The 12347-nt window shown below is 40.5% G+C and carries 13 protein-coding genes and 1 pseudogene; 4 read left to right on the top strand and 10 right to left on the bottom strand.

Annotated features, from left to right (window positions below; translation table 11 throughout):
- Window positions 1-12 precede the first annotated feature (12 nt).
- Window positions 13-219: a hypothetical protein gene (locus ACFE90_RS04230; protein ID WP_375498026.1), complete on the bottom strand. Its 207-nt coding sequence runs from the start codon at window positions 217-219 to the stop codon at window positions 13-15.
- Window positions 220-1131: 912 nt separating this feature from the next.
- Between ACFE90_RS04230 and ACFE90_RS04225 the strand changes: the two genes are divergently transcribed.
- The gene (locus ACFE90_RS04225; RefSeq protein ID WP_375498024.1) at window positions 1132-1269 is read left to right on the top strand and encodes a hypothetical protein; all 138 of its coding nucleotides are present in this window, start codon (window positions 1132-1134) and stop codon (window positions 1267-1269) included.
- Between the two features lie 104 nt (window positions 1270-1373).
- Entirely contained in the window at window positions 1374-1625 is a 252-nt protein-coding gene (locus tag ACFE90_RS04220) for a hypothetical protein (RefSeq protein WP_375498022.1), read from the top strand.
- 60 nt (window positions 1626-1685) lie between these two features.
- On the opposite strand, the gene ACFE90_RS04215 is transcribed toward ACFE90_RS04220, so the two are convergent.
- Window positions 1686-2072, bottom strand: coding sequence for a hypothetical protein (locus ACFE90_RS04215; protein WP_375498066.1), 387 nt, complete (start codon window positions 2070-2072; stop codon window positions 1686-1688).
- Between the two features lie 213 nt (window positions 2073-2285).
- Between ACFE90_RS04215 and hslO the strand changes: the two genes are divergently transcribed.
- Entirely contained in the window at window positions 2286-3191 is a 906-nt protein-coding gene (hslO, locus tag ACFE90_RS04210) for an Hsp33 family molecular chaperone HslO (protein WP_375498020.1), read from the top strand.
- A 154-nt stretch (window positions 3192-3345) separates the two neighbouring features.
- Window positions 3346-5415 carry a chromosome segregation ATPase gene (locus tag ACFE90_RS04205; RefSeq protein ID WP_375498018.1) on the top strand — a complete coding sequence of 690 codons (2070 nt, stop codon included), beginning with the start codon at window positions 3346-3348 and terminating at the stop codon, window positions 5413-5415.
- A gap of 136 nt (window positions 5416-5551) precedes the next feature.
- Here the strand turns inward: ACFE90_RS04205 and ACFE90_RS04200 are convergent, their stop codons facing one another.
- The 8 genes and pseudogenes from ACFE90_RS04200 to ACFE90_RS04165 form a co-directional block, all read right to left on the bottom strand.
- On the bottom strand, window positions 5552-6418 hold the full coding sequence (locus tag ACFE90_RS04200; RefSeq protein ID WP_375498016.1) for an NAD(P)-dependent oxidoreductase: 867 nt from the start codon (window positions 6416-6418) through the stop codon (window positions 5552-5554).
- 578 nt (window positions 6419-6996) lie between these two features.
- Window positions 6997-8232, bottom strand: a complete 1236-nt coding sequence (locus ACFE90_RS04195) for a class I SAM-dependent methyltransferase (protein WP_375498014.1) — start codon at window positions 8230-8232, stop codon at window positions 6997-6999.
- 155 nt (window positions 8233-8387) lie between these two features.
- On the bottom strand, window positions 8388-9212 hold the full coding sequence (locus ACFE90_RS04190; RefSeq protein WP_375498012.1) for a hypothetical protein: 825 nt from the start codon (window positions 9210-9212) through the stop codon (window positions 8388-8390).
- A 179-nt stretch (window positions 9213-9391) separates the two neighbouring features.
- Window positions 9392-9781, bottom strand: coding sequence for a VOC family protein (locus ACFE90_RS04185; RefSeq protein ID WP_375498010.1), 390 nt, complete (start codon window positions 9779-9781; stop codon window positions 9392-9394).
- An 82-nt stretch (window positions 9782-9863) separates the two neighbouring features.
- Window positions 9864-10397: a GAF domain-containing protein gene (locus ACFE90_RS04180; RefSeq protein ID WP_375498008.1), complete on the bottom strand. Its 534-nt coding sequence runs from the start codon at window positions 10395-10397 to the stop codon at window positions 9864-9866.
- Window positions 10398-10916: 519 nt separating this feature from the next.
- Window positions 10917-11284, bottom strand: a pseudogene (locus ACFE90_RS04175) (IS1 family transposase); the annotation flags it as partial.
- Window positions 11285-11348: 64 nt separating this feature from the next.
- Entirely contained in the window at window positions 11349-11909 is a 561-nt protein-coding gene (locus ACFE90_RS04170) for a Uma2 family endonuclease (protein ID WP_375498006.1), read from the bottom strand.
- Between the two features lie 159 nt (window positions 11910-12068).
- Entirely contained in the window at window positions 12069-12242 is a 174-nt protein-coding gene (locus ACFE90_RS04165) for a hypothetical protein (protein ID WP_375498004.1), read from the bottom strand.
- Window positions 12243-12347 lie beyond the last annotated feature (105 nt).

Below are 12347 nucleotides of genomic sequence, written 5' to 3'. Positions count from 1 at the left end.
TTAGGATCAAGATTAAGCGTTAATGATGCCAGGGCCGCCAAGAACAACAGATCCAGCAACTCCACCAGATCCATTATTAATGGAACCGCCGCCTGCAGCACCGCCGCCGACGCCTTGCTGACCAACGAAAATAAGATTAATTTTTTTTGGGTCAAACTTACCACCAGAGAGGTTGGCTTCTTCGTTGGTGTTTAATGCAGTGAACAATGTGCTTTCCATAATCTTAGTTCTCACTTGATTGTTGGGATTAAATTCAGGTCAGTCCAAAGTCATAGATATAAGCGTAAACTGTATATCTGGTAACTTTTTCGTGTCCATAGAAGTATCTTACTCCTATTGCTAAATAGGTCAAGCAACTAATTGTTAAAGAAATGTGTATTACACACCTTTAATAAAGACATTATATAGTGAGGATTTATACAAATTTATTTAGAAATAAGTTTGAATTTATCAAAGAATCGTAGGCGTTAATATGTATTGATATAAGTATGGCGCTCTAAAAGCTTAATTTTGCCGAAAAATGGATAAATTAAGCTGATTAAGTATTAATACTGACGAATTAACGAAAAGACCCAAGATTAAGATATAGTTAAGCAAACCAAAGAACTTTTTTATACGAGTTGTGCTTAAATAAATTTATAAAACTTCAAACTGCGATTCTGATTTCTTAATAAGTATTTTTATTTATAAATGAGGATTTTTAAAGTTATTTTATACAGCAGCAATTCTAAGATATATAAATTATTTTGATAGAAAAACTGCTAAATTTGCTTAATTCTTAATTAGTTTAAAAAAAGCTTTTTTATAAAAGTATAACTTATTGAAAGTCAATAAAGAAAAGATAAAATTTTAGATAAAATTATAAAGATTTGATGTTCGTACTAAAATGCGCTAATTACTATATTAACAGCCATATATAAGCTTGATATTTGCATACTTAATATATACAGTTAAGGCACTTAACTGTAATAAAAGCAAAAGCGATCGCTTTCATCCTCATCCTCCAGAGTGAAAACGCCAATTTATGGGAGTTTTGCAAAAAAGCTCATTTAAAGAAAAGACGGCAATATCCGGCAAAATCAGTTAGAGCGATCGCAAATTGCTGCACGACTTCAAGCGCTAAAAATTCAAATGGCTATTGAGTCCAATGCAATCCAAAAGGCGATCGCATCTATGAACCAATATCAGCAGATGGGAAATACGGGGGCGATCGCTAGCTATTCTGTAAATTCAGGAAACAGGACAAGCTTTCAAAGCTGCTGTTGCTAGACTAGAAGGGGCTAAAGCGGGACTGAATCGCAGTGATGCTAATGTGGCGATCGTTTGTTTAGCCGCGACTTCCAGTCGTTAGGTACTCTGGTGCAAGACGTGAGTTGACCAAAGCCAAACAATCAGATTTAGTTAGAGGATTTACTCAACTCGCTATTGAATTAGTAGCACTTGATCAATGGACTACATCCACATCTGAACTTCTATATGGTGCAGTTACGACTGGTGAAGACTGGCGTTTTGGAGTTTACCATCGTGCGAATCGTCAGGTGACTCAAGACCAAAAACGCTATCAAGTTCCAGAAGATTTATCTGTGCTGATAAAAATTATTGTAGGTATTATTTCTGGTTCATAAACTGGGGACTGGGGACGCAAAGAATAACCAATGCCCAATCCCCAATTTACGTCAATCAAATCAACGTCCTTGAGTTGCCAAAAACTGACGCAAGCTCAACAAACTCAAAGTTTGACCCAAATTTAAGGGCAAAAGTGAAATTCCTTCCAAGCGGGACTGTACCCAACCTTCTCCCCAGTACCATTCGTGGAACCCGTCAATGCCTCCGCTAAGTACCAAGCGGAGACAGTTGGATTTGACAACATCTACTTGATGATGAATCGGAACTGGCCCAGTCCAGGTTGTAAACTGGAATCCTGGAAGCAGTTCTTCTGGCATTCCTGGCGCAAAGCGTTGCCCTAAGAGCCATTTTTCTAGTTGTACCGGATGCAGCAGACTGTCACGAATTGCATCTGTTGATGCTTCGATTTCGATCCGCAGTTGGCTTTGTTGAAAATTACCCAGCATTTTTATAGGATTACCTAAAGGTGAGCGATCGCTATTTCTAATATTGCAAATAGTTTTTGTCATTAGTCATTAGTCCTTTGTCCTTTGCAAATAACTAATGACTAATGACCAATGACAGGCGTTTATTTACGTAACACCCCATTACGTTACTTTTCTTGCAGCAGAGAACTTAGAATAGAAAAAGTGAACTTGTTAAGAAATGTAAGGTTATTCATGGCGGATCAGTTAATTCGTGCAACAGCAGCCGAAGGTGGAATTCGTGCCGTAGGTGTGATCACCACACGTTTAACAGAAGAAGCACGGGGGCGTCACAAGCTTTCCTATGTGGCAACGGCAGCACTAGGTCGGACTATGGCGGCGGGCTTGTTAATGGCTTCTAGTATGAAGCGAACTGGGTCAAGGGTTAACGTTCGGGTGAAGGGCGATGGACCTTTGGGCGGCATATTGGTAGATGCAGGCTTAGATGGTACGGTACGCGGGTATGTCGGGAATCCATCGGTGGAATTGCCTCCCAATGCCAAAGGTAAGCTAGATGTTGGCGGTGCAGTGGGTGACGGCTACCTCTACGTTGTCCGGGATATTGGTTACGGTTACCCCTACTCTAGTACTGTTGAACTAGTTTCTGGGGAAATTGGCGATGATGTGGCTCATTATCTGGTGAATTCTGAACAAACACCTTCAGCTTTAGTTTTAGGTGTGTTTGTGGGAGCAGGTGGAGTAACTGCGGCTGGAGGATTACTGATACAAGTATTGCCCAAAGCTGCTAGAGACGAAGCTTTAGTAGAAACGTTGGAATCACGGGTTGCTGGGCTAGCAGGATTTACGCCATTGTTGCAAGCTGGGAAGACGCTACTTGAAATCTTTAACGACCTGTTGGGAGACATGGGGCTGGCAATCTTTCCCGAACGGCAAATGCTGCGCTTCCACTGTGGTTGTTCTTTTGATCGCGTTTTGGGGGCACTGAAGATTTTAGGAGAAGCTGAACTGCAAGATATGATTGTTAAAGATGATGGTGCTGAAGCAACTTGCGAATTTTGCGGCAATGTTTATCAGGCAAGTAGCGATCAGTTAGCTCAACTAATTGCCGATTTGCAAGCTGAATCTACTGTTTTAGGATAACGTATAAAATAGCACTGATTTTTTAGATTGATAATGATATTCTCTGGAGAGAGATATTCAAAAAAGTAGCTTTTTAATGATGAGAAAGTTACTATGTCAACAATGGAATTATCAACCTAAAACAGAGCGCTATTCAATTATTTTGGTGTGAGAGATGACAGAGCGGGATATTCCAGACAGTTGGTCTTCAGCCAGTGGAAGAGAGCCAGATCAAAACAAAAGATTATCCCGAACAGAACAATTCGGTGAAACTCAGCCATTTGATTCCCCAGCTACTGGTTCTAACTCCAAGTCAGTGAAGCGGCGAAAAAAAAACCATAGGAAAGGATTACCTATAAATAGTAATTCAGAAGAAACTGCACAACTCAGTAGTACTGGGAAATGGCCACGCTGGATGAAAAGCTGGACATTATGGCTGGTACTACTAATGTTGATTCCCGGCAGTGTAGGATTCTTGGCAATGGCAATGCTGCTAAAGTTGCCCTCTGCCCCTAATTGCCCTTCGATTTTCTGGCCGCTAGCTAGTGCTTCAGTGCGGCTACACTGCGCTCAGTTGGCGGCTTCTAAACAGACAGTGAACGACCTATTGCAAGCGATCGCTCTGGTGAAGCAACTACCACAAAATCACCCGTTACATGAAGAAATTGATCGTTTCATCGAAGAATGGTCACGGGATATTTTGAAGCTAGCCGATGAAAGTTTCCAAACTGGGAATTTAGATGAAGCGATCGCTACTGCTCGTAAGATACCCTCAGATGTGGCAGCTTATAAATTAGTCGATGAGCAAATTGACAAGTGGCAGTTAATTTGGTCAAAGGCAGAAGCCACATACAACAGTGCGATCGCCCAAGTCAAGGAACGGAACTGGCAATCGGCATTTATGTTATCTGCCAAAATGCTGCGCGTAGATAATCAATACTGGGCGGGTACTAAATACGACCAATTGAATCGTCTAATTGCCACAGCGCGGGAAGATGGCGATAAGTTAGGAAAAGCCGAAAATTTAGCAAACAGCAAAGTTGTTGATAATTTATTAGAAGCTATCAAATTAGCCGAGTCCATTGGGCAAGAAAGTTACATTTACCAAAAAGCTCAGGAAGCGATTCCGGCATTTGGACGCAAAATGCTGGAATTGGCACAGGCAAAACTAGATAAGCAGGATGCGGATGAAGCACTGAATATTGCTAGACAAATTCCAGAGATTGCGAAACTACAGGGCGAAACAGATGACTTTATCGCCATAGCTGACGCGAAAAGGAGTGCTTGGATAGGTAATGTTTCTGGTTTAGAGGCTGCGATCGCTCAAGCACAACAAATTGATCCTTCTAGACCAGTGTATAACGAAGCACAGCAGCTGATTGCTCGTTGGCAATTGGAAATTGAAGATGTTGCAAATCTAGAAAAAGCGAGAATATTGGCTAGCCAGGGAACAGTGCCTAATTTAACAGCAGCGATCGCTCAAGTGCAGCTGATTCCTGCGAGTAATCCCCGCGCTACAGAAGCTAGGCAAGAAATGGGTCGCTGGCGTGCCCAAGTGGAGACAATTGAAGACCAACCTTACTTAGAACGCGCCGAACAGATAGCAATATTCGATGATATCAACTCCTTGCAAGCTGCGATCGCCCAGGCTAGCGAAATTCGTAGAGGTCGTGCATTATATCCAGAAGCACGGAAAAAAATTCGCACTTGGGTAGGAAAGATTCAGCGAATTCAAGACCAACCCTACTTAGATCAGGCACAAGAACTGGCTCAAAGTGGAGATCTCACCGCCGCCATTAGCGTAGCTCAACAAATTGCCTCGTCGGGAAGGGCGCTTTCACAAGAAGCACAAACTGCTATAAATGGCTGGGAAGGGGAAATCCGCACCAGAGAAAACTGGAAAAAAGCGCAGGAAGTGGGCGCAGCTGGCACGCCAGAAGCATTGGTTGAGGCAATTCGGCTGGCAGATCGGGTTTCAAATAATAGCATCTTACGTATGGATGCGAATCAGGCTATTGACCAGTGGAGTCAGCAATTGTTAGAAATAGCACGCTCTCAAGGTCAGTCTGATATTGGCAGAGGGATTGACATTGCCAAATCGATTCCACGCGGTAGTGCTGCTTACAGTGCGGCGCAAGAGCAAATTAAGGCTTGGCAGGAATTTCTCAATCCTCAACCAGAACCTCAGCCTCAGCCTCAGCCTGAATCTCTACCATTTCCTCAATCAACTACTAATGGGCAGTAATATCGTTATTTAAAGATTAAAATCTTTTAATTGAGCATTTTCAAAAGCCATATCAGGGATGCTAGGGTGTAAAAAGAAACTTTTTAAGTAGGGTAGCACAGCTAGCTGTGCTACCCTACAAAAATTTATTCCTCGATCACTCTCCCCATTCTTTTATTACAGAAAATAGTGATGAGTAATCATCATCAGCAAATGACATTTTCACGGCTGTTTGCAAGATTTGCCGAACACCTTTAATACTGCTGAGATCCAAACTTCGAGATTTCGCTTCTGAGATAAATAATTCTGTATCTTTGAGCAAGTGTTTTGTGGGGAAATTCGGATCAGCATAATTGCCATCCAACATTCGTTGTAGCTTTTTGTCAAAGGTAGATGCGTAGAGTGGACTGTCGCGCAATATTTGCATAAACACATCCACATCAACACCCTGACGCTGGAGAAAAGCCAGACTCAAAGCAAAGCTAGTTGTCAGGGAAGCTATTAGTTGATTTAGTGCTAATTTGAGCGCCGCCGCAGATCCCACTGGCCCGATAAGTAAAGGTTCTGTCCCAAAATTTTGGAGTAACTTTAAGTGGCGTTGATATTGTTCTGGCTCGGCCCCTACCATAACACTTAACTCGCCAGCTTTTGCTTCCGGGATACTCCCTAATACAGGTGCTTCTAAATACTCACCACCACCACCAACTACTGCATCCCTAATTTCCTGGCTTTCTGTAGGAGTAATTGTTCCCATTTGGATGATTGTGCGCCCTTCCAGAGTTTGCCAAGCAGTGTCTGAAAGCAACACATTATAAATGGCCGGGGCATTAGTCAGCATGAGGATTACGCACTCAGCAGCACGAATGGCGTGGCGGGGATGTGTAACAATTTCAGCCCCAGCTGCTTGTAGTGGTGCTAATTTTTCTGGGGTGCGATTGTAGGCAATTAGCTGTATATCTGCGGCTAATAACCTTTGAGCCATTGGTAGTCCCATCAGTCCAGTTCCCAGAAATGCCACCTTCATTTTTCACGTTCCTTTGGTACAGCGTCACTGATAGCGTTCGCGTAGCGTCTTGTAGAGAAGCGTTAGCGAGATTCGTACCCCTACGGGGGCAAGCTACGCGCAGGGTCTCGTAGAGAGCGTCACAGTCTGTTGTAGACATCGCGTTTCTATCGTTTTATTTGAATATCAGTTATCAGTGAACAGTTATCTCTAAATACTGATAACTGTTCACTGACTAGTAACTAAGGGATTTCCAAGAAATAAACGTAGAGGCAAAGCGGCTTGCCGCAGGCTACCACTCCAGACGCAGAGAACATAAAGAGAGGAGAAATAGAGAGGGTTTTGTGTCCGTTTTGGGATATTTTTATTTGGAAGTCCCTAACGTTTCTGGAGATTAGCCACCAGCAGCAAAAGTCGCCATAATTATCACTGAAAGTAAAATCCCTGGAGTCAGTAAGGTTACTAGCATTAACAGGTCATGAGTGGACATAATTATTACTTTGGTATTGTGTTTAACTTTACAGTAATCACTGTTATGCTAGTCTAAATAAGACTGATACTGCATTCTTAAATAGAGTTTTAACTTTTCAAATTCACTTTTACTCTGGCAGGGTCAATCCTTTTAGTGGTTGAGAAATTTCTGTATTGTCCAGACCTTTGCTCTGAATTAAGACTCCAAAGCCGCCGAGTCCTGTGGGATCTATAAGCTGGTGTAGTGAGTCCCGGCGCTGTAGTAACTGTGAGAGGGGTTGCTGTTGATCAAAAAGGCCAGCAATACGATCGCCTAACCCCAGCGCCATCAAAAATAATCCCTGCTGGATAAAACCAATATTCTTTAAATTGTACTTCTGGCCCCAGCGTTCCAAAGCCGTAAAGTCAACATGGGCTGTGATATCTTGTCGCCCAATATTAATATAAGGGTTGTCATGGAAACGATGATGGTAATAACACTGTAGCGTTCCTTGCGATCGCCTGGGATTATAGTAACGACTGGCGGGGTAGCCATAATCAATTGTTAACACATAACCGCGCTGCAAGCGGTCTGCTACTATACTTAACCAGTCTAGAGCAGCTAAATTAATTTCACTACGGTAGCCATCTGGATATGCACTTTGGGTCAAGTCCATTTCCACTAAGTTTAAATATTCAGCCAGTTGGGGCGTTGAAGGTTCTCCTGTGACTTCTACAAATGCAAAATTTGACCTCTCCCCCAACCCCTGTGCTATGAGGGGAGGGGAGAGAGACTCACTTGAAGGGGGTTGGAAGGTTAGGTTTGAGGTTGTCACATAAATTTCTCGGAGTTCGCCCGTTTCTAGGATGAATTGATGGACGGGGAAAGCATCAACTAATTCATTAGAAAAAAAGCAGCCTGCGATCGCATTTGGTGGTATTTCCTCTAAATTGCACCAACGCACCGGGAAATCTTGCAAGCGTTGCTGCTGTTCTTGTCTTAAAGTTGGGGACTTTTCAACAATGATGTACTCCAGTGCTGCAAAAAAATCTGGGTAGTGCAGTTGATGATATTTAAGGATATGCAAAGCTAGCAATCCTAGACCTGCTCCCATTTCTACCAAAGAAAAGGGTATAGGTTTTCCTAAAATCTCCCACATTTGTAAAAATTGTTCTGCTAGTAACTCGCCAAAGTCAGAACAGAGGTTGGGAGAGGTAAAAAAATCACTATCTTTAAAACCTATTTTGACTGCATCGCTGGAATAGTAGCCGTATTCAGGGTGGTATAATGCCATGTCCATGAATTGGGCAAAAGTAATTTGTTGTTGAGGATTGGTGGTAATGTGATTTGCGATCGCTGCACACAATGCTGGATTTGAATCCATAAAATTTGAGGTTTGAGATTGGGAACTAAAAACAATAAATGAATTATGAATAATCCAAAACAAAATTGATAATTCATAATTTCCCTAATAGTCTACAAACTCCATTCACTTTAACTGACAAATCACCTTGTATCAGGTACAAGCAGATTGTTAGACTACTCGCAATCGAAAGCCAGCGTACCATTCTTGGCAAATACGCTAAAACCATCTAAAAATTCTATGGCTGCTTCATTCTCTGCATGAGGTCGATTTTGCTCATCAAGCAGCAATTTATGTGGACGTTGACAGGTGAAACAGAAATCTTGAAAAAAGAATGTCCAACCACACTCAGAAATGTATGTTCTTAGTGTGTTCCATAAGTCTTCCTCTATGAAGCATCCTAGCTCAGAGGTGCATAAGTCCAACAATCCACAAATACTACACACCGTATCTGGTGAGATTAAACCTAATGCCAAATATAACCAAAATTGCTCTATATTCCTTTGCTGATTGGGTTTACCAAATTTCCAGATTAAAGATAATTTTTCACTATCGCGTAGGCTTCCAGGTATCAGATTATTGAGCGGTGACCAGAACGTTAATTGCTTATGCAAAATATTCCATAGCTCAATGTCAAACTGCTGTCCAACAATTTCAATAAGAGGAAAAACAATATGTCGGTAAAAAGAATTACAAAGTAATCCTTTGAGTAATTGATTTTTAACTTTTCTAATGATGTTGTTCAGCTTACGTTGATTGGATAAGTTTGCAGCCGGATGAATATGGCTTATAAAGCTGAGGTTAGCGACACTAAGGGGACTTTCAAAATAGTATATGTCAGGTATTTCTGCATTTGATATTTTCTTGTAAACGGCCTCGATTGCGGAAAAAGCTCTTACTTTATCAACTGTCTGAGTTGAGATTGCCACTGAATACCACTTCATTCGATAGTCAGCAATCAGAGCCTTTTGCTGTCCTGTTAACTCAAAAATCTTTGACATCCCTTAGTGTACTTACAAAATTCCCCGTTTAACTATCCAACTAGCCAAAGTAAGAAAATTAGGCGTTGATTTTTTATTGTCGTGTTAGCCTGCTGTAATTATACCTTTGCTTGTTTGATGCCCTAATCAATGAAAAACTTGCGGTATGGGAATTACCAATTTCAAGGTAGCGATCGCTATTAGCCACTCACCAACGACACCAGCACGCCATTGGGATCGCGGACACGAGCAATAGTTTGTCCCCCAGGCTGAGTTTTAGGAGCATCTAGTGTTTTTGCGCCTGCCCCGATCGCTCTCATGTAAGCGCTGCCAACATCAGGAGTAATAAATGATATCTGGATTAATGCTGGTGGTTGTGTAGCGTGGTTGGGATGACAGCCACCAGGAAATAACTTCTGTGCTTCGCTACTAGAGGAGAAAGCTAGTGTGGTGTTTCCGGTTTCGATTTCGGCCCAGATAGATTGCCCCTTATCCACGAGGGTACGACGAACTAGACCAAAAGCTTTTTCGTAAAACTCAACGGTTTTAACTACATCGTCTACCCAAATGACCGTGTAACCAAATTTCACAGTTTTTTCTCCTTATCTAGAAAAATCAGTGCTGGCGAGGATTTCTGCTACTTAACAGTATGCCATTTGAATACACAGTGACTTAACTCTCCAGAATATTATGATCTGTTGCTATTTGTGCCCCTGTTTTCATCATTTCTATATCTGATGGCGACCAATAATGAGGCCCTTGACAGTAATGTGCTACTAGCAATCCCCATAATCCTCTAGGTATGACAATTGGTACAACCAAGTTGGCGCGAACCTGCAAATTGTACAGAAAATCTCGGTGACAAGGCTGGATTGGCTCTAATTCAATATCAGCGATCGCTCTTACGCGTCCTGCTAAGTATAAAGCAGCATACTCGTTGTTAAAACAATCATCTGGGCCAGTGGAACCAAGTATTGAGAATTCTTTAGAACTCAAAGATTCAAAAGTCACCTGTCCTTGCCACTGACTGTAAAAATAATACAACACCACCCGATCAACCTGAAGCGATTCTCTAAGTTGATTGGTTGTTTGCCGAACTAACTCATCACGCTGCATTGTTTTAACAAGGCGATCGAGCAAATTTTGCAAACCCTGTTCAGGGCGATCGCGGCTATGATGAAATTCGGAGTGAGGATGAATTTGCACGGTTCTAAAATTACGACTAAGTAAATGCTGCTGGATTTATATAGTAATTTATTAGACTTTATTTAAATACATTATTGTATTTATAGCAGCAATTCAATTTTAACGAAACATAATACTCTTCAACCTCTACGGGTAATTTTAAATAAATCTTAAGAAATTATAATTTTTAATTTGCAGCAAAAAAAATTCAATTATAAATTTAAAGTTAAGAATTTTAGTAATTTACAAATAATATGCTCAGTTTTTTATAGTTTGAAGCGATAAATATACTTTAAACTGCAATGTAATAAGTCAGTTTGTATTTATAGTTATAGATATTTGTCATATAGGAATCGTATTTGATTTTTGAAATTATCTACGTGAGTGGGGAGTAGGGAATAAGGAATTAGGCTTTTCGCTCTGTACCGAGCTTTTTCAGAAATCAAATATTAGTCCTATACTGTTATTATTTCTAGTGCTCTGTCCCATTAATTTTGCGGAGTAAATCAGTTTTTAAATTTCTCTTCCTTACCTCTTCTTAAAGTGATTTACTGCTGTCCACAACCAAATTTTGTTTTTTTTAAACCTATAAATGTCTCTAACTCATCCAGTTCTGCAACTTCTGGAATAACATCTTCTTTTGGTACATCTGGAAGTTTTTCTCCTAGTTGTTTGACCCAATAAATAATAGTAGTGTGATGCACACTTTTAACCCTTTCAATCCCACGAAAACCCATACCGTTCAGGTACATTTTTAAGCATTCTTGTTTAAGCTCCTCTGAATATCCTTTTGGAGGATCGTACACGTCGATGAATTGGCGAGCGCATTTGATACAAATGTGATTTTGTTTACCTCTTCGCTTACCATTTTTCCGAATCTCCGTAGACTTACAGTATGGACATTGCACAGTAGATGACCTCAATTCATCCCCCTATTATGCAACGCCAAAAACCCTATAACCGTCCTTTTAACTATTTCACTTTTAACCAACTAAATATATCTGCTGGCGTAATTTGCCAATCTGTTAATACCTTAATAACAGTCAATTTATCATTATTATATTTTACTTGTGGTAATTTATTAGGTTGAAATACCATCACCGATTTATCATTAGAGTCAATAAACCAACCTAGTTTTGTACCATGATTAATGCAAAAAATAATTTTATCAATCACACGGTTAGGAAATTGGTCAGGTGATAAAATTTCAATTATCCAATCTGGATAAATTTCAAACTTATTGGCAATTTCCCCAGATTCATCAACAACAAGCCGTGACCATTCAAATATAGAAACATCTGGAACTAAAGAACGTCCTCCAAAGGTACAGCGTAATTCAGTTAATGCTAAAGCTTTTTGCTCAGGTTCGCTTACCTGATTAATCTCGGTTGATAAACGAGTTTGGATTCTGCTATGTTTTCCCTGCGGCATTGCTTTTTGGTAGATTTTTGCATCAATATATTCACTAGCTGGTTTAGTTTCTGGTAATTGCAGAAACTCTGTTAAAGAAATATTAGATGATAATATAACCATAAAATTACTCCTAAAATAATTCAATTATATCTTTAAAGCTTTGTAGGGTGTGTTACCGCATAACGTTACGCACCACCTGTTATATATTGTGGTGTATTAATTATGTGGCGGTTGAGACTATCAATGGCTGACCGTCACAAAGGATAACGCTAAATCTCATCAATTGCTTTTTAAAAGTTCTTCACTAACAAATAGTATTCCATTCATTTCTTGAACATAACTTTTCAATCTTTCATAACTGCGAAATCTTGCACCTGATGGTCGCCCTAATTGACCACCTGCATTTTTCTTTTCTTCAGCAATCAGTTCAGCACCCTTTTTTACTCGCGCCACGTATTAGGCTTAAATATAATCCAGCATTTTTTTCTCTCCGTGTCCTCTACACCTCTGCGGTTCATAAAAAAAAGAGCAGTTGCACTGAAATACAACTGCTCTAAA

Source organism: uncultured Nostoc sp. (assembly GCF_964245445.1).
GTDB lineage: Bacteria > Cyanobacteriota > Cyanobacteriia > Cyanobacteriales > Nostocaceae > Nostoc.
This window is presented reverse-complemented; position numbering and strand designations above follow the sequence as displayed.